This window comes from Aquabacterium sp. OR-4, from assembly GCF_025290835.2.
Lineage (GTDB): Bacteria > Pseudomonadota > Gammaproteobacteria > Burkholderiales > Burkholderiaceae_C > Pseudaquabacterium.
The window spans coordinates 403,958-428,044 of record NZ_JAOCQD020000001.1 but is presented as its reverse complement, the minus strand read 5'-3'; the positions used below and the strand labels follow the sequence as shown (position 1 = coordinate 428,044).

Genomic DNA, 24,087 nt, shown 5'->3' with positions numbered 1-24,087 from the left:
CACTCTGTCAAGTCCGAGTATCCAGAGGAGCCAACGATGACCGCCCCGAAGACCCGCAAGAACCGTTTCCTGGCGCTGGCGCCGATGGCCGTGGCCAGCGTGCTGGCCCTGTCGGCACCCATGAGCGCCAACGCGCTGAACGTGGTGTACGACAGCCTGCTGGCCACCGGCACCTACTCGATGAACAACGGCCCGCTGGTCAACGTGCTGCCCTGGCTGGACACCCCCACCTCGAAGGACGTGCTGCACTTCGGCTACGCCGGCGTCAGCTCGGTGGGCATGCACAGCTACGGCGACGTCGCGGGCAGCTTCGGCTCGCGTTCGTCGGGCGGCGGCGTGTACGACGTGACCGGCAGCTTTTCGATCACCCTGACCGTCACCAACGACCAGCTCACCGCCCAGGCGCTGAAGTTCGACTACTACATCACGCCCGGTTCGCTGAACCTCACGCCCTTCGGCTACACCGGCAGCCAGTTCGCCGAAGCCAGCGTGGGCTTTGCGATCACCACCTCCGACAACCGCGCCAGCTGGGCCACCTCGGCCTATCTGCGCCATGACGCCGGCGGCACGACCTACACCGAAACCGGCGAAGACATCTACGGCGGCAGCGGCGATTCGCGCACCGTCGAAGGCGGCAGCAAGTCGCTGGATCTGGGCGTGCTGAACGCCGGCGAGTCGGTGAGCCTGACCTACACCCTGACCTCGGCTGCCAAGGGCGACGCCGTGAACGGCACGGCCACCGTGGTGCCGGCCTGGGACGAGGTGATCCCGGCGCACTGGATCGAGTACACCGACTGCGGCTACGGCTACGGCGGCTACGGCGAGATGCCCCAGCTGGCCCGCATGGCCGCGTCCGACTTCGAAGGCGAAGGCGACTGCAAGCTGGTGCGCGAGTTCGTGCCCGAGTCGGTGCTGCACCACCCCGAGGTCATCATCTCCGACGGCACCACCGGTGGCTCGCACTCCAGTTCGGGTGACCCGTTCACCTTCAACTCGCTTGACCAGTTCGCCAGCGTCTACTCCACCGCCGTGCTGCCGGCCGGCCAGACCCAGCAGGCACAGATCAGCGTGCCCGAGCCCGGTGCGCTGTCGCTGGTGGCCATGGCACTGGCCGGCCTGGGCTGGACGGCGCGCCGCCGCCGCAGCTGAGCCTGCACCGGCGCCCGCGGCTGGCCACCGCCGCGGCGCAGGCTGCCGTGATCTGCAAGGCCCCGCTATGGCGGGGCCTTGTTGCTTTTGGCGGCCGCAAACCGCCTCGCTCAGGCCCGGGGCAGGCGCTCCAGCCGCGCCAGCAGATCCTGCACCTGCGTGTCGTGGGTGAAGCCGCGGCGGCGCTCGGCAAAGGCGCGCGCGCCATGGCGTTGCGGCGCATCGGCGGCCAGCAGGCCCTGGATCAGCGCCTTGAAGTCGGTGGGGCGGCGGCGCAGGGCCGCGCTCAACCCCAGGCCGGCGCGCTCGACCTGGCGGGCCATCAGAAACTGCTCGGCCTGCATCGGCAGCAGCAGCACCGGCACGCCCGCCAGCAGGGCCTGCACCATCGTGGCCTGGCCGGCATGGCACACCAGCAGATCGGCACGGGCACAGGCCTGGCCCAGATCCACCGGGCCATCGGCGTAGTGCACCTGGGGTGACACCACCGGCGGCGGCTTGCCGCCGGCCACCTCGGGCAGGTAGCACTCCACCTGGCAGCCCAGGCTCACCAGGGCCTGCAGCACGGCCACATGGTCGGGGTGGGTCGACTTGAGGTACGCAAACACATGCGGCCCCTGGCCGGCCGGCCACTGCGGCGGCCGGCCTGACTGCGGCAGGTAGTTCGGCCCCAGCCAGTCGTCACCGCTGGTGTTGCCGCGGTCGTAGTGGTCGATCTCGGGCCAGCTGCACAGCAGCGGCATGTCGCCGCCGAACAGGTGGCTCAGCTGCGCCAGCGGCGCGGCGCCGTGCCGGGTGAGCACGCGGTTGACGTTGTCGAACACCAGCTGCTCGGCGCGCGCCAAGCGGCCCGGCGCAATGGGTTCCCAGTCTCGGTAGGCCGGCATGGGCTGCTGGTGCGGCGGCATCCAGAAGCCCATGCCCACGCTGGCTGCCGGCAGGCCGGCAATGCGCGCGGCGATCAGGGCACTGGGCGCGTAGTCGACCACCAGCGCCTGCGCACCGCTCAGCGCAATCAGCGCCAGCCAGCCCTGCACCAGGGCGTCCACCGCGTCGGCATCGATGTAGCCGCAGCCCATCAGGATCTCGGGCAGCGACACCTGCTGCTCGGGCACACCCACGGCGCGGTGCAGCCACACCGGCGCCTGCAGCCGCGGGCAGGGCAGATCGGCCAGCAGGCGCCGGGTTTGCACCAGGTCGCGCAGCGCCAGGGTCACGTGGTGGCCACGCGCATGCAAACCGGCGGCCAGCGGCTTCACGCGGCCGGCGTGGCCGAGCCCGCCGCCCAGTTCCCAGCCAATCAGGTAGTGGTGTGCCATGCCGCCATGTTCTCAGCTTTGCGCCACCCTGCGCCCGGCGCGCAGGCGTCGCCTGGACGCCACGCACCAGTCGCCCACCCAGTCTGGGGTGATGCCTCCAGTCGCAGCGCCCATACTCGATGGGTGCCAGGCTCCACGGGGGGTCCGGGCAGGCACGACACGGGGGCAAGGCAGTGAGCGCAAAGCACGATGTTCTTCCGGTCGGCACAGACAGTGCCGCGCCGACCAACGTCCGGCATCTGGTGTTCAACCCGCAGGCCCGCATCTGCCTGGACTGCGGTGTGCGGCGCAGCGCGCTGTTCGGCGTGCTGGAAGCCGACGCGCTGGAGCAGCTGCACGGCCACATCGCCGATCTGCACGTGCAGCCCGGCCAGCGCCTGTTCTCGGCCAACGACCCCGGCCTGGCGGCTTTCACGGTGCGCGAAGGCGTGGTGCGGCTCGAGCGCATGAGCGAGCGCGGCGAGCGCCGCATCGTGCGCCTGGCCGGCCGCAGCGACCTGATCGGCCTGGAGGCCCTGCTGGGCCAGACCTGTGCCGCCGACGCCGTGGCCTGCACGCCGGTGAAGGTGTGCCGCCTGCCGCGGCTGATGATCGACGAGCTGGCCAAGGGCCACCCGGAGATGCTGCGCGACCTGATGAAACGCTGGCAGGCCGCGCTCGACGAGGCCGAGGAGTGGCTCACCGAGCTGACCGCCGGCAGCGCGCGCTGGCGCATGCTGCGCCTGCTGCTGAAGATCAGCGAGTTCGGTGATGCCGACGGCCGGGTGTGGCTGCCCTCGCGCCAGCAGATGGGCGCCATGCTGGGCATGACGGTCGAGACCGCCAGCCGCCTGGTCTCGGCGCTCAAGCGCGAGGGCGTGCTGCTGGCCGCCGACACCGGCCACGCGCGCCTGGTGATGCCGGCGCTGCTGGCCGCGCTGAAGACGCTCAGCGACGCGGGCTGAGCCCGGGCGGGCCGGCCGGTGCGCGCCGGCTCAGCAGTCGCCCGCCGCCAGCACGCGCAGGATCTCACTGCCGTAGGCCTCGAGCTTCTTGGCGCCCACGCCGCTGATGCCGGCCAGATCGTCCAGCGAGCCTGGCGCCTCGCGCGCCATCTCGGCCAGCGTGGCGTCGTGAAACACCACGTAGGGCGGCAGCTTGTGCGCGCGGGCAACCTCGGCGCGCCAGGCCTTCAGCGCGGCAAAGCGCTGCAGGCCGGCTTCGTCCAGCGGCAGCGGCGGCGGCTTGGCGGCCGTGCCGCGGCTGCTGCTGCCGCCCGCGCTGCGGCGGCTGCGGCCGGCGCCCTTGGGTGCCTCGCTGGGCACGCGCAGGGTCACGGCCACATCGCCCTTGAGCACCGCGCGCGCCGAGTCGGTGAGCGACAAGGTGTTGTACTCGCCCTCGGTCTGCACATGGCCCAGCGCGATCAGCTGGCGCAGCACGCTGCGCCACTGGGTCTCGGCGATGTCGGCGCCGATGCCGAAGGTGCTCAGGCTGTCGTGCCGGCGCTGCACCACCTTGTCGGTGCGCTTGCCGCGCAGCACGTCGATCAGGTGGCCGGCGCCAAAGCCGAAGCCGCTGGCCTGGTGGCAGCGGTAGATGCAGCTCAGCAGCTTGCGCGCGGCCTCGGTGGCATCCCAGGTCTCGGGCGGGTTGACGCAGTTGTCGCAGTTGCCGCAGGGCTGGCTGTGCTCGCCAAAGTAGGCCAGCAGGCGCACGCGCCGGCAATCATGGGCCTCGGCCAGGGCCAGCAGGGCGTCGAGCTTGGCGCGCTGCAGGCGCTTGAACTCCTCGCCGGCCTCGCCGTCGTCGATCATGCGGCGCTGGTTCACCACATCGGCCAGGCCGTAGGCCATCCAGGCATCGGCGGCCAGGCCGTCGCGGCCGGCACGGCCGGTCTCCTGGTAGTAGCCCTCGATGTTCTTGGGCAGATCCAGGTGGGCCACGAAGCGCACGTCGGGCTTGTCGATGCCCATGCCGAAGGCCACGGTGGCCACCATCACGATGCCGTCCTCGCGCAGAAAGCGGTCTTGGTGGCGCCGGCGCACATCGGTGTCCAGACCGGCGTGGTACGGCAACGCCTGGATGCCCTCGGCGGCCAGCCAGGCGGCGGTGTCCTCCACCTTCTTGCGGCTCTGGCAATACACCACGCCGGCATCGCCCTCGTGCTCGTCGCGCACCAGGCGCAGCAGCTGCTTGCGGGCGTCGTCCTTTTCGACGATGGTGTAGCGGATGTTGGGCCGGTCGAAGCTGCTGATGAACAGCTCGGCCGATTCGAGCGCCAGCCGGGCCACGATGTCGGCGCGGGTGTGGTCGTCGGCGGTGGCGGTGAGCGCCAGCCGCGGCACCGTGGGGTAGCGCTCGTGCAGCTGGGACAGGCCCAGATACTCCTCGCGGAAGTCATGCCCCCACTGGCTGACGCAGTGCGCCTCGTCGATGGCCAGCAGGCTGAAGCAGCCGCGCTCGTGCAGCGAATCGAGCATCGCCAGAAAGCGCGGCGTGAGGATGCGCTCGGGCGCCGCATACAGCAGCACCAGGCGGCCGGCCAGCAGCTCGCGCTCGACGCGGCGCGCCTCGTCGCCATCGAGCGTGCTGTTCAAGAAGGCCGCGGACACACCCAGCTCATCGAGCGCGCCCACCTGGTCGTGCATCAGCGCGATCAGCGGGCTCACCACCACGGTCACGCCCAGGCCGGCGCGGTGGCGGGCGATGGCCGGCACCTGATAGCACAGGCTCTTGCCGCCGCCGGTGGGCATCAGCACCAGCGCGTCGCCGCCCTGTGCCACCTGCGCCACGATGGCCGCCTGCTGGCCGCGAAAGGCGGTGTAGCCGAACACCTGCTGCAGGATGTGCAAGGGATCGGTGTGACCGGGGTCGGAGGGGTCGGCAGCGCGCGAGGTGGGCATCGGGACGGGATGGTAACGACCCCAGCCCGCCAGCCGCGGCCCACGCCACCGAAAGGCGGCCATCATCCCCCACGCCACCCCCTCGCCACCCCCCGCGAGACGCCAGCGCGCACGACCCGCCGCCGGCCCGGGTGGCTAAGATGGCAATTCAGGGACAATCACGCCCCTTCCCCCCATTGCAGTCCGCGCAGCAGGAGCACCGGCCATGGCCTCGGTCAACAAAGTCATTCTCATCGGCAACCTGGGTCGCGACCCCGAGGTGCGCTACACGCCCAGCGGCAGCGCGGTGTGCAACGTGAGCCTTGCCACCACGCGCAACTGGAAAAGCAAGGACAGCGGCGAGCGCCAGGAAGAAACCGAATGGCACCGCGTGGTGTTCTTCGACCGCCTGGCCGAGATTGCCGGCGAATACCTCAAGAAGGGCCGCCCGGTGTACGTGGAAGGCCGCCTGAAGACGCGCAAGTGGACCGACAAGGACGGCGTGGAGAAGTTCACCACCGAGATCTTTGCCGACCAGATGCAGCTGCTGGGCGGCCGTGAAGAAGGCGGCATGGGCGGCGGCGGCGGCGGCATGGGCCGCGGTGCCCCCTCCGGCGGCGGCGGTGGCGGTGGCGGTGGCGAAGACGACTACGGCGACATGGGCGCCGCACCCGCCCCGGCCCCGCGCCGCAGCGCCCCGCCGCCGCGCGCGCCGGCCGCCGCGCAGCGCCCGGCGCCGAAGTCGAGCACCGGCTTCGACGACATGGACGACGACATTCCGTTCTAGGATCTACCTGTCCGCAGACGGTAAAGAAAGAGCCCTAAGTGCTTGTCGCTTAGGGTTTTTTCATTTTCAGCATCGAACCCTGATCGCCTTCTCATGCGTCACGCGGCCGATCTTCTGGAAGAGCTCAATGCGGTGGACGAGTCCACGCGAATTGAAGCCAAGCGTGCCAGCGAGTTGGGCAAGTCGGTCATGCAGACGGTCATCGCGTTTGCCAACGAGCCCGGCCTGGACGGCGGCTATCTGCTGCTGGGGGTGGATTGGTCGGTCAACGACAAGGGCGATACCGTCTACAGCGCCACGGGTCTTTCCGATCCCGACAAAGTTCAGCGCGATCTGGCCAGCCAATGCGCCAGCATGCTCAGTGTCACCCTGAGGCCGGAGATGCAGATCGAGGTGGTGGACGGGCGGGTCGTGCTGATCGTGCATGTTGCCGAAGCCGACGTCACGCACAAGCCGGTCTATCTCAAGGCAACGGGCCTGCCTCGCGGCGCCTACCGGCGCATTGCCAGCACTGACCAGCATTGCGTGGATGAAGACCTGTGGGTGCTGCGCGGCGAGAGCCAACCCAGCCACAGCCCGGATGCCAGCGTGTTGCCCGACGCTCGGATGGATGACTTCGACCCGGCCGCCATCGCCGTGTACCGGCGTGACCGCGCACGCTTCAACCCTCAGGCGGAGGTACTGGAGTACGGTGACCACGACATGCTCGAAGCTTTGGGCATGTCGCGCCGGGTGGATGGGCAACTGCAGCCCACCTTGGCCGGCATCGTGCTGTTTGGCAAGCCACTGGCGCTCCGTCGACTGCTGCCTGCCTTGCGGATCGACTACGTCCGTGTGCCAGGCAATGAATGGGTGGAAGACCCCGAGAACAGGTTCCAGTCCGTCGACATTCGCAAGCCTTTGCTGTTGGCACTGCCCCAGGCCGAGGCCAGCATCATCGACGAACTGCCCAAGGGGTTTCGGCTTCCGGAAGGTCAGCTGCAGAGCGTTCAGGAGCCCATCCTGCCGCGCAAGGTCATCCGCGAGGCGTTGGCGAACGCAGCCATGCACCGCACAGCTACACCGTGCACAGCCCCACCCAGATCATTCGCTTCAGCAACCGCATCAAGGTGCGCAACGTCGGCTACTCGCTCAAGGACCCTTCGAGCCTGGGGACGCCGGGCTCGCGACTGCGCAACCCCGTCATCGCCGCGGTGCTGCACGATTTGCACCTGGCCGAAGCCATGGGCACAGGAGTTCGCGCCATGCGTCGCTTGGCGGCGAAAGCGGGGCTGTCAGCACCGGAATTTCATTCGGACCGACAGGCCAACGATTTCAGGGTGACCCTGTTCCTGCACAACCTGCTCACCGAGGACGATCACGCCTGGCTGCGCGGCTTTGCAGGCACAGTGATCAGCGCCGACGAGGCCAAGGTGCTGATCTACGCACGTGGAACCAGCGCAGTAGACAACAGCGCCTGCCGTGATTTCTGTGGACTTGACACCTTGGCTGCCAGCCAGGTGTTGCGCCGCCTGCGCGACCGGGGACTGCTCGAGAAGGAAGGCTCTGGAAGCCGAACCTACTATGTGCTGACCGCTTCTGCTGCCCGACAGATGGACCCGCCCGCCCAGCTCGCCCTGGACATTGGTGCGGAATCCCCACAAGGTCAGAGACCAGCATCTGGGGTTTCGGCGAATCACCCTATGCCTGCCGCGCTATCCCCACCTGCGCAGCAGATGGAGATTCCGCCTGCCTTGCATCAGCGCATCCTTGCGGCAGGCAAGAAGCCTCGTCAGGCCATCGTGCGGGCGTTGATCCTGGACCTGTGCCGTCTGCGGCCGTACACCGCCAGCGATCTGGCACGCCTTCTGGGCGGCCGCGACCCAGGGGAACTCCGGCGCGAGCACCTCAAGCCGATGAGAGAAGCAGGACAACTGGCGCTGAAGTATCCAGAGACGGAAAAGCACCCCCATCAAGCCTACCTGGCAGTGCAGTTGCCACCGCAGTAGCCAGGATCGCTACACCGGCCTGCGGCGCCACATCTGGCTCACACCGTGGCCACCGGCGTCACCGGCGAGCCCACGGCCCCCGGCAGGCACAGGGGCGGTGCGGTGAGCAGGCAGCGCGAGCGGCCGTTGGCACGCAGCCAGGTGGCCAGCTCGCCCAGCCGCCACAGCTCGCCCAGCGGCACGCCCAGCTTGAACAGGCAGTGCTCATGCAGCGGCAGCGCCGCGCGCAGGCCCGGCACGTCGCGCGCGGGGTAGCCCTCCACCGCGTAGTTGTCGGCGCACAGCGCGGCCACGCCGCTGTCGCTGATCCACTGCAGCAGCGCCGGATCGCGACCGTCCAGCACCGCGCAGGCGTGGTGCAGCACCTGGGCGTCGGGCTCGCGCTGCATCTCGAGCACGGCCTCGGCAAAGCCGGTGTGGATCAGCAGCAGATCGCCCGGCTCGACCACCACGCCGTCATCGGCCAGGATGCGCATCAGCCGGGCGTGGTCGACGAACACCCGCTCGCGGCCGCAGTGCGCCGCCAGATCCACCAGCACGCCGCGGCCCTGGATGGGGTTTTCGGCAAAGTTGGCGATGCCCAGCGCGCGGGCGTACGAGCCGTCCTCGCCGCAGCCGCAGGCCGCCAGCAGGCGGTCGCCCGGGCCCACGATGTGCTCGTGGGCGCGATAGCCGTTGTAGTAGACCTTCTCGGGCTCGCCGTCGCCATCGGCGTCGAACCAGCTGCCCACATGGGCAAAGCTGTCCCACTGGGTGCTGTATTGCAGGCTCAGGGTGACCTGGTCGTCGCAGATCACGTCGGTGGCGCGCTCGACCACCAGCGACAGCGGCTGATTCATGAACGGCGTGCCGTTCAGCGCCGTGGGGCGCAGCTGCGGCGGCTTGCGGCGCGGGTTGAGCAGCGAGCCGCCGGGATAGTCCAGCGGCACGCTCAGGCCGAAGGCCAGGCCCTCGCGCACCTCGGCCACCGCAGCGCGGCGGCGCTCGGGCGTGATCAGGTTCAGGCGGCCCAGCTGGTCGTCGGGGCCGAAGTCGCCCCAGGTCGAGCCCTCGGGGCGGCGCAGCCAGCGCGGGCGGGCGCCAGGCTCGGCACCGGTGCCGGAACTGGGCGCGGCCCCGGACGGGGTGGCGTGGAGGGTCATGCAGGCGGCTCCCCGGGTGGTGATGGATGCGGGCGATGCTGCCGCGCTGGCCGGCACCTGACCACCCGGGCTTGCGCCACGCCGGCCTGTCGCTGGCGCGACAGAACACACACCCGCCGCTTGCCGGGCACGGAACCATCGGGCACCGGCGGGGCTCACAATCGCCAGCCGGACACGCGCGCGCCGCGCGCCGATGCCCGGATACCGCATGGAGACCTTGCGCATGAAAAAACTGCTGCTGACGTTGGCGATGGCCGTGACCATCGGTTCCCTGGGCGTGGCCCCGCACCTGGCCGAGGCCAAGCGCCTGGGTGGTGGCAAGGCCGCCGGGCTGCAACGCCAGATGCCCGCGGCGCCGGCCAAGTCGGCCACGCCGCCCACCCCGGCCCAGGCCCCTGGCGCCCAGCCTGCCGGCCAGCAGGCCGCACCGGCCATGGCCGGCGCCACCGCGGCGGCCGCGGCGGCGCCCGCCAAGCGCTCGTGGATGGGCCCGCTGGCGGGCCTGGCCGCCGGCATCGGCCTGGCGGCGCTGTTCAGCCATTTCGGCATGGGCGAAGGCCTGGCCAACTTCGTGATGATCGCGCTGCTGGCGGTGGCCGCCGTGGTGCTGCTGCGCTTTGTGATGGGCCGCCTGGCGCGCAAGGGCCAGCCGGCCACCACGCCGATGGGTCAGATGGGTCAGATGGGCCTGGCCGGTGCCGCGGCCGGGGCCGGCGGCCACCTGCGCGCCGCGCCGGTGCAGCAGCCAACAGCCCAGCCGCAGCAAGCCGCCACCCTGACCGAGCGCAGCAGCCTGGGCACGCCGACAGGCGCCACCGCCGAGGCCGGATCGTCGGGCGCCGCTGCGCTGCAGACCGGCGCCGCGGCGCTGGCGGCGATGGCCGGGCCGGCGCTGCCCGAGGGCATCGACCGCGACGACTTCCTGCGCCTGGCCAAGATGGTGTTCATCCGCCTGCAGGCCGCCAACGACGCCGGCAATGTGGACGATCTGCGCAAGTTCACCACGCCCGAGCTGTTTGCCTCGCTGCGCCTTGACCTGCAAGAGCGCGGCGCCAGCACGCAGCAGACCGACGTGGTGCAGCTCGATGCCGAGATTGCCGACACCACCCGCGACGGCATGGGCCAGGACGTGGTGAGCGTGCGCTACAGCGGCCTGATCCGCGAACAGGCCGACGCCGGCGCCACGCCCTTTGCCGAGCTGTGGCACCTGGTGCGCCCGGTGGGCGGCGACTGGGCGATTGCGGGCATCACGCCTCTGTGAAGCTGGGGCACCCGGCCTCGCGTGGACGCGAGTCCACCCGCCCTCCCCCACACCCGATACCGCCTGAAACCCGCTGGTAACCCGGTGGGTGGGCTGCGTCACGCGGGCTGACTACACTCCCGCCTTCGTTCTTCACCGCCTTACGGGGTGCCCGCTTGCCGATCCGCCATACCGTTTCCACGCGCCGCGCGCTGCGCGCCCTGACCCTGGCCACGCTGACGGCGCTGGCCGCCGGCGGCACTGCGCCGGCCCTGGCCCAGCAGGCTGCTGCAGCGGCCGCGCCCGCCGCCTCGGGGCCCACCGTGCGCCCCGAGACCGCCAAGCCCCTGCAGGAGGCGCAAGAGGCGCTGAAGGCCGGCAAGCACCAGGAGGCGCTGGACAAGCTGGTGACGGTGGAGGCCATCGCCGGCCTCACGCCGTACGAGCGCTACATCGTCGCCCGCTTCCGCCTGGCCGCCGCCAGCGGCAAGGGCGAGCGCGCGCTGGCGATGCAGACGCTGCAGGGCGTGATCGACAGCGAGTTCGTGCCCGAGGCCGAGCGCCGCTCGCTCAACGAGGCGCTGATCCGCCTGGCCGTGCAGGAAAAGCAGTTTGCGCTGGCCGTCAAGCGCTACCCGGTCTACGTGGCCAACGGCGGCAACAGCCCCGAGCTGCGCGAGCTGTACCCGCGCCTGCTGGCCGAAACCGGTGACCAGGCCGGTGCGGTGCGCGAGTTTGGTGCGCTGGTGCAGGCCGAAGAGGCCGCCGGCCGCGTGCCTGGCGAGGCGCTGCTGAGCCGCCTGGCGCTGGCGCACGGTGCCTTGAAGGACGACGCCGGCTACCTGGCCACGCTGGGCAAGCTGGCCAGCACCACCGGCAAGACCGATTTCTGGAACGAGCTGATCGTGCGCACCCACCAGCGCCCGGGCTTTGCCGACGAGCGCCTGCGCCTGGACGTCTACCGCCTGAAGATGGCGGTGGGCCTGCCGCTGCCGGCCGGCGAGCTGGGCGACATGGCCTTTCGCGCCAACCAGGTGGGCCTGCCGGCCGAGGCGCAGAAGCTGCTGGACGAGGGCTTCAACAGCGGCGTGCTGGGCAAGGACGCCAACGCCGCCGCCGACCGCAAGCTGCGCGAGGCCGCCACCAAGGCGGCCGCGGCCGACCGCGGCAGCCTGAACGACGCCGAAACCGCCGCCCGCAACGCCAAGGACGGCAACGTGCCCTTTGCCCTGGGCATGGCGCTGTCGGGTGCCGGCCAGCACGACAAGGCGCTGGCCGTGATGGCCCAGGGCCAGGCCAAGGGCGGCCTGCGCCAGCCCGACGACGCCCTGCTGCACCTGGGCGTGGTGCAGTGGCGCGCCGGCAAGGTGGCCGAGGCGCTGAACAGCTTTGCCCAGGTCAAGGGCAGCGACGGCACGGCCGAGCTGGCCCGGCTGTGGACCCTGTACCTGAAGAGCCCGGCCCGCAAATAACCCACCGGGCCTGGCCACGGCCAGGCGCGCGTGCCCTGCCCACCGCCACGGAGCGCGACGCGACATGACTGCACTGATCTTCGGCCTGCTGCTGTTTCTGGGCCTGCACTCGGTGCGCATCGTGGCCGACGACTGGCGCAGCGGCATGGTGGCGCGCCTGGGTGCGCAGCGCTGGAAGGGCCTGTACACGCTGCTGTCGCTGGCCGGCTTTGCGCTGATCGTGTGGGGCTACGGCCAGGCGCGCCTGGCGCCGGTGCCGCTGTGGTCACCGCCGCTGTGGACACGCCACCTCGCCGGCCTGCTGATGCTGGTGTCGATGCTGCTGCTGGCGGCCGCGTATGTGCCGCGCAATGCGCTCAAGGCCCGCCTGCAGCACCCGATGGTGCTGGCCGTCAAGGTGTGGGCACTGGCCCATCTGCTGGCCAACCACACGCTGGCCGACCTGCTGCTGTTTGGCGGCTTCTTGCTGTGGGCGGTGGCCTGCTTTCGTTCGGCGCGCCGGCGTGATCGCGCGGCCGGCACGGTGGCAGCGGCCGCCACGACCGCCGGCACGCTGACTACCGTGGCGGTGGGTGTGCTGGCCTGGGCCGCTCTGGCCTTCTGGGGCCATGCGGCGCTGCTGGGCGTGCGGCCCTTCGCCGTGGGCTGAGAGGCTGGGGCCGCGCGCTGCGGCGCCCGCCTAGCGCCGTCGGGACGCGGGCAGTGGCAGGCTGCCGAACAGGCGGTCGAACACCGTCTCGCTGTCGAGTTCGTTGACGTCCAGGCCGTCGATGGGCGCCGGAGACAACGAATCCGGCTCCAGCGGCATCGGGGTCGTGTCGGGCCAGACCTCGCGGGCCTCTCGGGCATCGCGGGGTTCGGCCGACATCGGCGCTGCGCGGTGGGTGTTCATGGGATCGACAGCTTACGCACTGCCGATCCCGCCGATGGGCTGAACTGGCGGGGCGCGATGGCCTTGTTCGGCCAGACATCACGCACCCGGCCTGCCCGTGCCTAGAAGCCGACGCGCAAGGCCGCGGTGAGCGCGCGCGCGCCGGCCGGACTGCGCTCGCGGGCCGGGCGCACGCTGCTGGCGCTCCAGGCCAGCGCATCGCCCAGATTGGCCAGCTTCAGCGTCCACAGCGCATCGGCTTGCGCCCAGCGCTGGCGCCAGCCCAGACTCAGGTCCACCCGGGTGGCGGCGGGCGTGGCGCTGTCGGTGGCCGGCACGCGGCGCTGCGCGGCCTGGTGCTGCAGCGCCAGGCCCAGGCTCAGCGCGCCCTGCGTGGCCTCCAGGCCCAGGTGCAGGCGCAGCGGCGGCAGGCGCGGCAAGGCCTCGCCGGTGGCCTGGTTGCGGCCGCGCACCAGGTCGAGCGCGGCCTGGCCATCGAGCGCCCAACCGGCCAGCTGCAGGCGGCTGCGGGCCTCGATCTCCAGGCCGTGCAGCGTGGCCGGCACACCGCGAAACAGGTACTCGGGCACGCTGCCGCCGCCGTCCACGCCCACCTCGTTGCCGCGGGCATCGAGCGCCAGGTAATTGGCGAAGCGGGTGCGAAACAGCTGCAGCTGCACCTGGTGCGCGCCCTGCTGCCATTGCAGGCCCAGCTCGGCATGGCGGCTGCGCTCGACGCCCAGCGAGGCGTCGCCGCGCTCGAAGGTGCCGGTGGCCACGTGCACGCCGTTGGCGTAAAGCTCGTAGTAGGCCGGCGCGCGCTCGGTATGGCCATAGCCGCCGCGCAGCGACCAGCCCGGCAGGCTGGCGGCCAGCGGCCACTGCGCGCCCAGCGACCAGCTGCCCGGCTGAAAGCGGCGCTCGGTGGCGGCACCGAAGCGCGGTTCGGCCTCGGTCTCGCCGCCGGCGGTGGCGGCGTCGCCATCCGAGCGCACCCGCGCGCGCTCGCGGCGCACACCGGCGCTCAGCGTGAAGGCCGGGCCGCGCCACTCCTGCAGCAGAAACAGGGCCTCGCTGGCGGTGTGCGTGCCGGGCACGAAGGCCTCCTCGCCCAGCGCCGAGAAGTCGAGCCGCTCGATCTGCAGGCCCAGCGTGCCATGCAGCTGGCCGCCGGCCAGCGCCAGCGGCGCCTGACGCGCCTGCAGCCGCGCCTCCTGCCCCAGGCTGCGGAAGGTGGTGCCGACCTCGCCGCTGCCTTCGAGCTCCTGGTGCTGGTAGCGGGTGCGGCTGGCCTGCGCCTCCACCGCGCTGAAGGGCCCGGCCAGGCCGCGGCGCTCAGCCGCCAGCGCCAGGCGTTCGCGCTGCAGGCGGATGCTGACATCGGGCTCGACCACCACGCCGTAGCGCTGGCGCAGGCCGTCGACCGCCAGGCCCACGAAACCCTGCGCGTCGGCCCACGAGGCGCCCAGCGCACCGGCGTGGCTGCGCCCGGCGCTGTTGGCCACGCGCCGGGTGGCGGTGGCTTCTTCCTCGGCCTCGGCCGGCGGCGTGAAGCGCGGCGTGCGCAGGTCCTGGCTCTGGCGGCTGGCGGCGTCCACATGCCAGTTCAGGCCGCTGGCGCCGCCTTCGAGCACGGCCGCGCCGGCCTGCTCGCGCGCGGCGCCACCCAGGCGCCATTCGGCACGCCCGCCCGGCGCGCCCAGCGCCGCGCGTGGAATGCGATTGTCCAGCGTGTTGACCACGCCGCCGGTGGCGTTGCCGCCGTACAGCAGCGCCGCCGGGCCGCGCAGCACCTCGATGCGCTCGACCACCAGCGGGTCCACCGCCACCGCGTGGTCGAAGCTGAGGTTCGAGGCGTCGGCCGAGGCGCCGCCGTTGTCGAGCAGGCGGATGCGGTCGCCATCCAGCCCGCGGATCACTGGCCGGCTGGCCTGCGGCCCGAAGCCCGAAGCTGCCACGCCGGGCAGGCCCGACAGCGTGTCACCCAGGGTGGCGGCGCGGCGCCGCGCCAGCGCCTCGCCGGTGAGCACCTCGGCCGGCTGCACCAGCTGGGTGGCCCCCAGCGGGTTGCCGGTGATCAGCACGCTGCCGGCCAGCGGCGAGGCGGCGGCCGGCGATGGGGCGCTTTGCGCCTGGGCGGCCAGCGGCCAGCCCAGTGTGAGCAGGGCCAGCGCCAGCGCGGTGCGCGGGGCGGGATGGGCGGTGGCGGGGCGCGCCGGGCGCGCGGCGGCAAACGAGGGCGCACGGCGGCGCGCAGGGGTCGACAACATGAAAGGTATTTCCTGGCAACGGATGACGGGCAACCGGCCGCGTCCGCCGCCATGGGCGGGCGCTGGCCGGTGCAGCAGATCAGACGAACGCAGGAACCCGCGGCGGCGCGCGCGCCAGGAAGGGCGTGGCCGCCGCCACCGGCAGCCCCGGCTGCAGCGCCACCGCCGGCGCCATGGCCGGGCAGGGGCTGGCCAGCCAGGCCAGCGCCGGGGGCTGCAGCAGCGTGCCCAGCCCGGCCAGCAGCTGGCAGCTGGCACACAGCGCCTCGGCGGCGGTGTCGTGCGGCGCCTCGGCGGGCGTGGCGGTGGCGGTGGCGGTGGCGGTGGCGGTGGCGGTGGCGGTGGCGGTGGCGGTGGACGGCGCGGCATCGGCCACCTCGGCCAGGCCTGCCAGGCCGCCCTCGGCCAGCGCCGACGCGCGCTGTGACGCGCTGTGCGCCACGCCATGCACCAGCGCCCACTGCTGCGCCAGCAACAGCCACAGCGCCAGGGCCAGCGCCTGGGCGATGGCCAGCGGGCGCGGGCGGCGGGTGGGCGACGGGGGCGGGCCATGGGCCGGCGAGGATAGCAGCGTTGCCGAAGGCCGGTCAGCGGCGCGGCGGCTCGGCCGGCCGCCTGGCCGCCTGCCTGGTTGATCGGCGCGTGGCGCCTGGCGGCGGCCGCCCGGTCAGCGGTCAGCCATCAACCATCCGCCGCCGGCCCGGCCGGTGGTGCAGCCAGCGGCTCGACCAGGGCCGGCCCCTCGTTGCCGGCGCGGCTGACGGTGCGCGCCACCGGCCAGGTCTGCAGCGCATCGCCCGGGCCGCTGCTGGCGTGCAGCAAGGGCGCCAGCGCCTGGGGGTCTTGCAGGTCGCGGCGCAGCCAGGTGGCCCAGTCAGCGGGCGCCAGCAGCAGCGGCATGCGGTCGTGGATCGGCGCCATCACCGCATTGGCGGCGGTGGTGATCACGCAGCAGGTGAGCAACCACTCTCCGTCTTCGCCTGCATCGGCGGGCCGCCAGGCCTCGAACAGGCCGGCCATGGCGAGAAAGGGCTGCGCGCCGGGCGAGATGTAGTGCGGCTGCTTGTAGGGCTTGCCGTCGCTGCCGGTGGCCACGGTCCACTCGTAGAAGCCGCTGGCCGGCAGGATGCAGCGACGCCGCCGCAGCGCCTGGCGGAACGAGGGCTTCTCGGCCACGCCCTCCACCCGCGCGTTGTTGAGCTTGGCGCCGATGGCGGTGTCCTTGGCCCAGTGCGGCACCAGGCCCCAGCGCATGGGCTCGCACACACGCTCGCCCTCGCGGGTGTCGTAGACCACCGGCACCGGCATCGTCGGGGCCACGTTCCAGCGCCGCTCGAAGGGCTGGATGCGGGTCAGGCTGAAGCCCGAGACCAGGGTCTGCGGGTCGTAGGCAACGACGTAACGTCCACACATGGCGACGGGCTCCGGGGGGTGTGCGCGGCAAAGGGGGGATGGTGGCACACCCCCCGGCGAGGGATGGGGGATGGCCGCGCGCGGGGGCCCCCGCCGGCCCCGCCGCGGGGCGATGGTGCGGCCGCCGGCCGGCCGGGAAGATGCCGGGCATCGACAGCCACCCCATCGGAGACCCGCCATGAACCTGCTGCCCAAGCCGCTGCGCCAGGCTTTTCGCACCTCGCCCCAGGCAGCCATGGTGGCCGCGGTGGGGGCGGCGACGGTGCTGCAGGCCCCTGCGCTGGCCGACGAGCTGGCGGCGGCCGAAGCGGCGGCGCGCCAGGCGGCCGAGGGTTTGGCGGCGCGCGGCTGCGGCTGGTTCGAGTCGAGCTTCGAGCTGCGCCAGGGCCTGGCGGTGAGCGAATGCGACGCCGCGGCCTGGTTCGACTGGGCCGCCGCCACGCCCGAGGCGCTGCGGCTCGAGCCCTCGTCAGCGCGGCTGCAGTGAGGCGGGCGCCCGCCGCGCAGGCGCGCCGCCGGCCTTGGGCGTGGCCGGGCCGGACTGCGGCGCCCAGCGCTGGAAGGGCTCAGTGCGGCCCGAGCTGGCCAGCGCCAGCCGCGTCACCCAGTCATGCGTGCGTGAGGCCGGGGCCCGGGCCACACCCAGGGCCAGCACGGCGCCCAGCGCCAGCGGCGCCAGCCGGGTGAGCGCCAGCCGCGGCCAGTGGCCGCGTGCCAGCACCACGCCGCTGGCGGCGGCCCCCAGCGCCAGGCCGGCCAGCACCTCGCTCCACGAATGGGCGCCCACCTGCACCCGCGACACCGCCACCAGCACCGCCAGCGCATAACCCGCCAGCCAGCCGACACCGGGCCGCGCCGGCCACCAGGCCGCGGCGGCCAGGCGCAACAGCGGCGGCCACACCGCCGCGGCAAACATCGCATGGCCCGAGAAGCCGGTGAAATCAAGCGCCGGCAGGCCCCAGCCATAGCCGATGAAGGCCACCTTGCTGACGGTGGTGATGGCCGCCGCCAGCACCGTGGCCGCCAGCCAGCCCAGGGCGGTGCGCGCCGGCTGGCGCTGCAGCAGCAGCCACAGCACGGCCAGCAGCATCAGCGGCAGCAGCAGCTGGGCCTCGCCCAGCCGGGTGATCCAGGTCCAGAACGCCATGCCGGGTCGTCAGCGCGCCGGGGCCTTGTAGCGCTCGACCAGGGCCGCCTCGAGCCGGTAGCCGCTGGCGCCCATCGGCGACTCGCCGCGCTTGGCCTTCAGCACGCCGCTGACCCACACCGTGTCCATGGTGCGAAAGCCTGCCGCCGGCTTGGCCGGCACCACCAGCACGATCTGGTTGGCCGGCGGTGGCGGCGTGTGCACGCAGGCGCCGAAATACGGCACCAGCAAAAACTCGGTGAGCCCGGCCTTCTCGTCCTCGAGCGGCACCACGTAACCGGGCAGCTTGACCTTGGCGCCATCGAGCTGCGGCTCGGTGGGCGCGTTGTCCCAGGCTTCGCGCAGGGTGCGCATCAGGTCCTGGGTCTTGGGGTCGGTGTCCTGCAGCGCGGCCGGGTTGGCGATGCCGCGGTCCTTGAGCTGCTTCATCGGGTCCCAGCCCTTGGGCACCAGATCGTCCCAGCGCAGCTCGGTGTAGCCGCCCGGGCCGGGCTTGGGCAGCGGCTGGGCGCCGGTCAGGCCGGGCCCCAGCGACAGGCCGGCCAGGGCGGTGAAAGATGCCAGGCAGCGGCGGCGGGTGAGAAGCAGGCGATGGGCAGTCATGCAGTGGTCGATGCGCGGCGGGCGCCAAAGTTCAGGGCCGGGGTGCGGCCGGGTGGTCGCTGGAATGGCGGTTCGGGCTCAGATGCGGGGACTCAGGCCATCGGCCAGCGACAGCCGGTAGGCGCGCCAGCCCGGCACCAGGCTGGCCACGAAACCGCCGGCCAGCACGGCGCCGATCAAGGCCCATTCTGCGCTGCCCGGCCAGGCCAGATGCAGCGAAATGCCGTGCTGCGCCTGCACCCACGGCGCCAGCAGCGCCACCGCCAGCGCACAGCCCACGGCGCCCAGCGCCACGCCGGCAGCGGTGACCAGGCCCCCTTCCAGCGCCAGCAGGGCCAGCACCTGGCGCGGCCCGGCGCCCACGGCGCGCAGGATGGCCAGCTCGCGCCGGCGCTCGTTCAGGCCGGCCAGGATCACCGCCACCAGGCCGGCCAGGCTGACCACCGCCACCAGCGCGCTCATGGCCTGCAGGCCACGCTCGCCCAGGGCCACCACGTCCCACAGCTCATCCAGCGCCACGCCGGGCAGCACGGCCATCAGCGGCTCGGCGCGAAAGGCCTGCACCTCGCGCTGCACCGCAAACACCGCGGCACGCGACTTCAGGCCCAGCAGCGCGGCGGTGATGCTGCGCGGCAGCGGCGGCTGGGCGGCCGGCGCCGATGCCGCCGGGCCGGGCACGCCGGCGGGCGGCGCCGCAACTCCCGCCAGCCCGCCGAACGCCGGCGCCGCGGCCGGCAGGCGCGTGCCGCTGGCCCAGTCGTCGTGGATGGCGCTCATCGCGCGCAGGCCGATGTGCACGGTGCGGTCCACCGGCGTGCCGGTGGGTGCGAGCACGCCGACCACGGTGAACGGGTGCTCGCCGTGGTCGTTGTGCGCCATGGCGCCGTCGCCGTGCGCCAGCACGATCTTCTGGCCGAGGCCGTAGCCCAGGCGCCGGGCCAGCTCGGCGCCGATCACCGCCTCGTACAGCGCCGCGCCAGCCGGGCTGCCGCCGTCGCCAAAGGCCCGGCCCTGGGCCAGCACCAGCGGCTGGCGCGCGCCGTAGCGAAAGTGCTCGAAATACGCCGGCGTGGTGCCCAGCACCGCAAAGCCGCGGTGGCTGTCGCCCAGCGCCAGCGGCACCATCCAGGCCACGGCGCGGTGGCGGGCCACGGCCTCGGCGCTGGCCAGCTCGATGCCCGACGCCGGCGCGCCGATGCGAAACACCGCGTACAGCAGCAGCTGCACCGGCCCCGTGCGCGCGCCGACGATCAGGTCGGTGCCCGACACCGCCTGGGCGAAGTTGGCCCGCACGTCCACGCGCAGGCGCTCGATGCCCAGCAGCAGCAGCGTCGACAGCGCGATCGACAGCGTCACCAGGCCCAGCGAGAAGCGGCGGTTCCAGGCGCTGCGCGCCGCCAGCTGCAGCAGCGGCGTCATGCGGCGGCGGCCGGCTCGGCCGGCAGGGCCGGGCGGGCCGCGCGGTTGAGCGCCGGCAGGTCCACGCTGCGGTCGAAGCGCGCCGCCAGCCGGGCATCGTGGCTGACGAACAGCAGCGCCGCGCCGGCCTCGGCGCAATGGCCCAGCAGCAGGGCCATGAAGGCCTCGCGCCGGTCTTCGTCGAGCGCCGAAGTGGGCTCGTCGGCGATCACCACCTCGGGCGCACCGATCAGCGCGCGCGCCGCGGCCACGCGCTGCTGCTGGCCCACCGACAGCTGGCCCGCGCTTTGGCGCCACAGCGCGGGCTCGAGCCCGCTGCGCTCGAGCAGGTGCTCGGCCGCGCCCGGCGCGGCGCGGCGCGCCCGTGCGGGCGAAAAGCGCAGCGGCAGGCGCACGTTGTCGAGCACCGACAGATAGGGCAGCAGGTTGAACTGCTGGAAGACCACGCCCAGGTGCGCGGCGCGGCGGCGGTCGCGCGCGGCGGCGCCCAGCGTGCGCCAGTTTTGGCCCAGCAGCTGCACCTGGCCGGCATCGGCCAGCAGCACGCCGGCGGCCAGCGCCAGCAAGGTGCTCTTGCCGCAGCCGCTGGGGCCGCGCAGAAACACGCGCTCGCCAGCGGCCAGCGTGAAGTGGTCGACCACCAGCGTGTCGGCCGCGGCGCCGGGCCAGCGGTAGCGCACGCCGTCCAGCGACAGCGCGGCGGGCGCGGCCGCGGCGGCCTTGGATGCGGCGGGGGTGGCCGCCGCCGCAGCGGCTGCGGAGGGGGCCGCCGGCGGGTCAGCAGATCGGACGTTGGGCATGGGCCGGGCATCGTACCGCCGGCCCGGGGCCGGGCCGTGACGCCGCGCGTGCCCGCCCGGTGCCTGGCTGCCGTGCCGCGGTGCGGCGATCAGCCGCGGCGGCAGGGCAGCAATCAGCCGCCGCGGCGGCAGGGCAGCGATCAGCCGCCGCAGCGGCAGGGCTGCGATCAGCCGCCGCGGCGGCGGCGTGCCGCGGCGCCCACGGCCAGCAGGCCGCCGAGCATCAGCGCGTAGGTGCCGGGCTCGGGCACCGCGGCGGCGGCCAGGGCGGCCACGCCGGTGTCGGTGAAGTCGGTGAACAGGCCGTCCACGCCCAGGCTGTAGTAGTACTGCATCTCGGCCTGCGGGTCGGCAAAGCCGTAGCCGCTGGCGTCGTTGCGGAAGGTCCAGGTGTGCACCAGCAGCCCGGCGGCATGCGCGGCCTCGATCACGCCGGTGGAGCCGACGACCAGGCGGTCGTTGATGTTGACCACGCCGTCACCGGTGCGGTCGATGCCGTCGTCGACGGTCTTCACCAGGTAGGGCTTCCAGGGGCCGATGCCGTCGGCATAGGTGGCCACCATGCGCAGGCCGACATCGCTGACCAGGTCGGCAAAGGTCACCGTGCGCCCGCGTGCGGCCTGGTCGTAGGGCCGGTCGTAGGGCGCCACCAGCGACATCGAGCCGTCGGCGCGCACGTCGTCGGCGTCCACCAGTTGCACCAGCTTGATGTCGGTGCGGGTGTTCAGGTACTGCAGGTTGTTGACCTCGAAGCTCTGGATGAACACCGGCGCATTGGCGCTGTTGCCGTAGGCCGCGTGCAGGGTGCTGACCAGCTTGTCCTCGAAGTAGGTGGCCGAGAAGCCCAGGGCCTGCGCCTGCTGCGAGGTGTAGGTGCTGTGCTTGAGCTCGGGATAGATGCCGATGGTGCGGCCGGTGGCCGTGCTCTGCGCCTTGGCCAGCGCGATGACCTCGTCCAGCGTCGGGATCGAGCGGTCGCTGTCGTAGCGGGTGATGTGGCTGCCGTAGTCGACCGTGCGGCCGCGGGTCTGCACCGCGCTGAGGGTCTTGATCTCGGCCAGCGTGAAGGTGTCGGCGAAGTAGGCGGTGGTGCTCACGCCGTCGAGCATGCGCGTGGTCTTGCGGCTGGCATCGAACACCGAGGCCACGTTGGTGGTGCCGTCCAGCACGGGCTCGTGGCGCGCGATCAGGTGGCCGTCGCGGGTCATCACCAGGTCGGGCTCGATGTAGTTGGCCCCCATCTGGATGGCCAGTGCATAAGACGCCAGCGTGTGCTCGGGGCGGTAGCCCGAGGCGCCGCGGTGGGCGATCACGATCGGCGCGGCGCCGTCCAGCGTGTTCCAGGTACTGGCCTGTGCCGGCAGGGCGCAGGCGATGGCGGCAGCGGCGGCCAGGGTGGTCGCGACGATGGTCTTCATGGGCATCCTCCAGAGGTGACGACATGCCGCAGGCGCTGGCCGGCGCCGCCTCCATGCGACCCGGCCACTCCCCGCCCCGACACGGGGGCTGGAGCGTATCGACCACCGGTGACCGGTTCGTGACGCCTGGCCGCCGGGCGCTCCATCGTCGTCGGCTGCCGTTCATCGTGTCGTGCAGGCGGCTGGTCGCAGGCCGCTGTCGGCCGCGTGCCTGCCTGCCTAGAGTTCAACCCATCGCCACCGCCAAGCCCTGGAGCCCGCCATGACCCGTCTGAACCTGTCGCACCAACTTCTGTCGCTCGCGCTGGCCGCCACGGTCACGCTGGGCCTGCTGAGCGGCGTGGGCGGCCTGGCCCGCCACGAGGCCGGGCGTGCGCTGGCCGCCCATGCGCAGCAGACCGCGACGCCGCTGGCCGCAGCCGAGCCGGCCGCGCCGGCCGTCTGAGCGCACGGCGCCCCCATGCAGAACGGGCCGCGATGGCGGCCCGTGTCTTTCACCACTCCTCTGCCATGGCCCCGCGATCCGGGGCGGCACTTTGCGGTCCGGCCTTCGCGCCGGACCTTTTTTTCGCTCAGGCCAGCGCCTGGCCCTGGCCCAGGCGGAAGCGGCCGATCACATCGCCCAGCTGACCGGCCTGGTCCTTCAGGCTCTCGGCGGCGGCGGCGCTCTGCTCCACCAGCGCGGCGTTCTGCTGGGTCATGCCGTCGAGCTGGGTCACGGCCTGGTTGACGGTGCCGATGCCGGCGCTCTGCTCGCTGGCCGCGGCGCTGATCTCGCCGATGATGTCCGACACGCGCTGGATGCTGCCGACGATCTCGTTCATCGTGGTGCCGGCGTCCTGCACCAGGCGCGAACCCGACTCGACCTTCTCGACCGAGGCGCCGATCAGGCTCTTGATCTCGCGCGCGGCCTCGGCCGAGCGCTGGGCCAGGCTGCGCACCTCGCCGGCCACCACCGCGAAGCCGCGGCCCTGCTCGCCGGCACGAGCGGCTTCGACCGCCGCGTTCAGCGCCAGGATGTTGGTCTGGAAGGCGATGCCGTCGATGGTGCCGATGATGTCGGAGATCTTCTTGGACGACTGGTTGATCTCGTCCATGGTGCTCACCACCTGGCCCACCACCTGGCCGCCGCGCTGCGCCACCGTCGCGGCCGAGCCGGCCAGCTGGTTGGCCTGGGCCGCCGACTCGGCGCTCTGGCGCACGGTGCCGGTGAGCTGCTCCATCGAGCTGGCGGTCTGCTGCAGGCTGCTGGCGGTTTCTTCGGTGCGCTGGCTCAGGTCGGCGCTGCCGCTGGCGATCTCGGTGCTGGCGGTGCGGATGTTGCCGATGGCCTGGCCGACACGGCCGATGGCCGAACCCAGGCGCAGCAGCGCGTCCTTCAGTGCCTGGCCTTCACGGGTGCTCACCGGCACGCGGTCGACGTCCAGCGCCATGTGCTCGTTGTCTTCGCCCAGGTGGTTCACCAGCAGCGCCATCTCCTGCGCGGCCACGGCGGCATTGCGCATCATGTGGGCCATGTAGATGCTGAAGCCGGCCTGCAGCACCACGTAGCCGGCGTGCAGCACCACCTTGGCAAAGTCGGGCTGGGTCATGCAGTACACGCCCACGCCGGCGGCCTGCAGGCGGTCGAAGGTCACATGGTGCACGGCGGCCAGGCCGGCGGCGGCCACGATGGGCTTCCAGTCGCGGTAGACCAGCAGCAGGCCCAGCGTGACGAACACGCCGAAGTGGTATTCCACCGTGCCGCGGGCCAGCTGGATGTGCAGCGCCACGCTGGCCATCAGCGCCATCGACAGCGCCAGCCGCGAGGCCGTGGTGCCGGGCGCACCGAACAGCGCCGCCGCGCCCACCACCGCCAGCACCAGCGCGCCGCCGATGGCCAGGCCCAGCTGGTCAAAGCTGTTGCCCACCCCCACCGCGAACAGGGCGCTGAAGACCAGCACGCTGAAGATCAGCCGGTCGGCGGTGATGGACAAGGACAGGGTCGACTTGTTGGCAGTGGCAGTTGTCATGGGCTTGAGGCAGGCAAGGTATGGCGGGACAGGCGAAGGGCCATGCCCGGCAGTCGGGCCACAGCGTGGGCTCTTGGTTGGACTATCGGCCGCGAGCGCGCCCGACAAGAGGCCGATGACCCCGCCTTTTGCAGGGGATTTCTCACGCCAGCGCCGCGGTGACGGCCGCGGTG

22 protein-coding genes and 2 pseudogenes are annotated in these 24,087 nt (G+C 72.5%); 11 read left to right on the top strand and 13 right to left on the bottom strand.

Annotation, left to right across the window (positions count from 1 at the left end; translation table 11 throughout):
* The first annotated feature begins 36 nt into the window (after nucleotides 1-36).
* The gene (locus N4G63_RS01720; RefSeq protein WP_260789074.1) at nucleotides 37-1,149 is read left to right on the top strand and encodes a PEP-CTERM sorting domain-containing protein; all 1,113 of its coding nucleotides are present in this window, start codon (nucleotides 37-39) and stop codon (nucleotides 1,147-1,149) included.
* 110 nt (nucleotides 1,150-1,259) lie between these two features.
* On the opposite strand, the gene N4G63_RS01715 is transcribed toward N4G63_RS01720, so the two are convergent.
* A complete protein-coding gene (locus N4G63_RS01715) occupies nucleotides 1,260-2,468 on the bottom strand; it encodes a glycosyltransferase (protein ID WP_260789075.1) in 1,209 nt (402 codons plus the stop codon).
* Nucleotides 2,469-2,710: 242 nt separating this feature from the next.
* Here N4G63_RS01715 and N4G63_RS01710 point away from each other — a divergent pair, with 242 nt between their 5' ends.
* Nucleotides 2,711-3,412: a Crp/Fnr family transcriptional regulator gene (locus N4G63_RS01710; RefSeq protein WP_260789076.1), complete on the top strand. Its 702-nt coding sequence runs from the start codon at nucleotides 2,711-2,713 to the stop codon at nucleotides 3,410-3,412.
* A gap of 30 nt (nucleotides 3,413-3,442) precedes the next feature.
* Here N4G63_RS01710 and recQ read toward each other — a convergent pair whose 3' ends face one another.
* A complete protein-coding gene (gene recQ / locus N4G63_RS01705) occupies nucleotides 3,443-5,353 on the bottom strand; it encodes a DNA helicase RecQ (RefSeq protein ID WP_260789077.1) in 1,911 nt (636 codons plus the stop codon).
* Between the two features lie 205 nt (nucleotides 5,354-5,558).
* Here recQ and ssb point away from each other — a divergent pair, with 205 nt between their 5' ends.
* The 4 genes and pseudogenes from ssb (at nucleotide 5,559) to N4G63_RS01685 (ending at nucleotide 8,107) form a co-directional block, all read left to right on the top strand.
* A complete protein-coding gene (gene ssb / locus N4G63_RS01700; RefSeq protein WP_260789079.1) occupies nucleotides 5,559-6,119 on the top strand; it encodes a single-stranded DNA-binding protein in 561 nt (186 codons plus the stop codon).
* 93 nt (nucleotides 6,120-6,212) lie between these two features.
* Nucleotides 6,213-6,884: pseudogene (locus N4G63_RS28380) on the top strand (AlbA family DNA-binding domain-containing protein); the annotation flags it as partial.
* Between the two features lie 83 nt (nucleotides 6,885-6,967).
* A pseudogene (locus N4G63_RS01690) lies at nucleotides 6,968-7,387 on the top strand (ATP-binding protein); the annotation flags it as partial.
* Nucleotides 7,388-7,438: 51 nt separating this feature from the next.
* Nucleotides 7,439-8,107, top strand: a complete 669-nt coding sequence (locus N4G63_RS01685) for a hypothetical protein (RefSeq protein WP_260789560.1) — start codon at nucleotides 7,439-7,441, stop codon at nucleotides 8,105-8,107.
* Between the two features lie 38 nt (nucleotides 8,108-8,145).
* Here N4G63_RS01685 and N4G63_RS01680 read toward each other — a convergent pair whose 3' ends face one another.
* Nucleotides 8,146-9,249: a cyclase family protein gene (locus N4G63_RS01680; RefSeq protein WP_260789080.1), complete on the bottom strand. Its 1,104-nt coding sequence runs from the start codon at nucleotides 9,247-9,249 to the stop codon at nucleotides 8,146-8,148.
* A 223-nt stretch (nucleotides 9,250-9,472) separates the two neighbouring features.
* On the opposite strand from N4G63_RS01680, the gene N4G63_RS01675 reads away from it, so the two are divergent.
* The 3 genes from N4G63_RS01675 to N4G63_RS01665 all read left to right on the top strand — a co-directional run bounded on the left by N4G63_RS01675 (nucleotide 9,473) and on the right by N4G63_RS01665 (nucleotide 12,610).
* A complete protein-coding gene (locus N4G63_RS01675) occupies nucleotides 9,473-10,510 on the top strand; it encodes a Tim44 domain-containing protein (RefSeq protein ID WP_260789081.1) in 1,038 nt (345 codons plus the stop codon).
* Between the two features lie 155 nt (nucleotides 10,511-10,665).
* Nucleotides 10,666-11,961: a hypothetical protein gene (locus tag N4G63_RS01670; RefSeq protein ID WP_314599271.1), complete on the top strand. Its 1,296-nt coding sequence runs from the start codon at nucleotides 10,666-10,668 to the stop codon at nucleotides 11,959-11,961.
* A gap of 64 nt (nucleotides 11,962-12,025) precedes the next feature.
* Complete coding sequence (locus tag N4G63_RS01665) at nucleotides 12,026-12,610, top strand: NnrU family protein (protein WP_260789084.1); 585 nt, start codon at nucleotides 12,026-12,028, stop codon at nucleotides 12,608-12,610.
* Nucleotides 12,611-12,640: 30 nt separating this feature from the next.
* On the opposite strand, the gene N4G63_RS01660 is transcribed toward N4G63_RS01665, so the two are convergent.
* The 4 genes from N4G63_RS01660 to N4G63_RS01645 form a co-directional block, all read right to left on the bottom strand.
* Nucleotides 12,641-12,853, bottom strand: a complete 213-nt coding sequence (locus tag N4G63_RS01660) for a hypothetical protein (RefSeq protein WP_260789085.1) — start codon at nucleotides 12,851-12,853, stop codon at nucleotides 12,641-12,643.
* Nucleotides 12,854-12,954: 101 nt separating this feature from the next.
* Nucleotides 12,955-15,102 carry a TonB-dependent receptor gene (locus tag N4G63_RS01655; RefSeq protein WP_314599270.1) on the bottom strand — a complete coding sequence of 716 codons (2,148 nt, stop codon included), beginning with the start codon at nucleotides 15,100-15,102 and terminating at the stop codon, nucleotides 12,955-12,957.
* A 79-nt stretch (nucleotides 15,103-15,181) separates the two neighbouring features.
* Nucleotides 15,182-15,577, bottom strand: coding sequence for a hypothetical protein (locus N4G63_RS01650; RefSeq protein ID WP_260789088.1), 396 nt, complete (start codon nucleotides 15,575-15,577; stop codon nucleotides 15,182-15,184).
* A gap of 206 nt (nucleotides 15,578-15,783) precedes the next feature.
* Nucleotides 15,784-16,515 carry an SOS response-associated peptidase gene (locus tag N4G63_RS01645; protein WP_260789090.1) on the bottom strand — a complete coding sequence of 244 codons (732 nt, stop codon included), beginning with the start codon at nucleotides 16,513-16,515 and terminating at the stop codon, nucleotides 15,784-15,786.
* A 178-nt stretch (nucleotides 16,516-16,693) separates the two neighbouring features.
* Here N4G63_RS01645 and N4G63_RS01640 point away from each other — a divergent pair, with 178 nt between their 5' ends.
* Nucleotides 16,694-17,002 carry a hypothetical protein gene (locus N4G63_RS01640; RefSeq protein ID WP_260789091.1) on the top strand — a complete coding sequence of 103 codons (309 nt, stop codon included), beginning with the start codon at nucleotides 16,694-16,696 and terminating at the stop codon, nucleotides 17,000-17,002.
* On the opposite strand, the gene N4G63_RS01635 is transcribed toward N4G63_RS01640, so the two are convergent.
* The 5 genes from N4G63_RS01635 to N4G63_RS01615 all read right to left on the bottom strand — a co-directional run bounded on the left by N4G63_RS01635 (nucleotide 16,985) and on the right by N4G63_RS01615 (nucleotide 21,902).
* Entirely contained in the window at nucleotides 16,985-17,662 is a 678-nt protein-coding gene (locus N4G63_RS01635; protein ID WP_260789092.1) for a phosphatase PAP2 family protein, read from the bottom strand. The two genes, N4G63_RS01640 and N4G63_RS01635, sit on opposite strands and share 18 nt — an antisense overlap.
* A gap of 9 nt (nucleotides 17,663-17,671) precedes the next feature.
* Nucleotides 17,672-18,265 carry a DUF3299 domain-containing protein gene (locus N4G63_RS01630; protein WP_314599269.1) on the bottom strand — a complete coding sequence of 198 codons (594 nt, stop codon included), beginning with the start codon at nucleotides 18,263-18,265 and terminating at the stop codon, nucleotides 17,672-17,674.
* 78 nt (nucleotides 18,266-18,343) lie between these two features.
* On the bottom strand, nucleotides 18,344-19,684 hold the full coding sequence (locus N4G63_RS01625) for an ABC transporter permease (protein ID WP_260789095.1): 1,341 nt from the start codon (nucleotides 19,682-19,684) through the stop codon (nucleotides 18,344-18,346).
* Entirely contained in the window at nucleotides 19,681-20,484 is an 804-nt protein-coding gene (locus N4G63_RS01620; protein ID WP_314599268.1) for an ATP-binding cassette domain-containing protein, read from the bottom strand. Before N4G63_RS01620 ends, N4G63_RS01625 begins: the two co-directional genes overlap by 4 nt.
* Before the next feature lie 167 nt (nucleotides 20,485-20,651).
* The gene (locus tag N4G63_RS01615; RefSeq protein ID WP_260789097.1) at nucleotides 20,652-21,902 is read right to left on the bottom strand and encodes a glycerophosphodiester phosphodiesterase family protein; all 1,251 of its coding nucleotides are present in this window, start codon (nucleotides 21,900-21,902) and stop codon (nucleotides 20,652-20,654) included.
* A gap of 262 nt (nucleotides 21,903-22,164) precedes the next feature.
* Here N4G63_RS01615 and N4G63_RS01610 point away from each other — a divergent pair, with 262 nt between their 5' ends.
* Entirely contained in the window at nucleotides 22,165-22,347 is a 183-nt protein-coding gene (locus tag N4G63_RS01610; protein WP_260789099.1) for a hypothetical protein, read from the top strand.
* A 127-nt stretch (nucleotides 22,348-22,474) separates the two neighbouring features.
* Here N4G63_RS01610 and N4G63_RS01605 read toward each other — a convergent pair whose 3' ends face one another.
* Entirely contained in the window at nucleotides 22,475-23,914 is a 1,440-nt protein-coding gene (locus N4G63_RS01605) for a methyl-accepting chemotaxis protein (protein ID WP_314599267.1), read from the bottom strand.
* Nucleotides 23,915-24,087 lie beyond the last annotated feature (173 nt).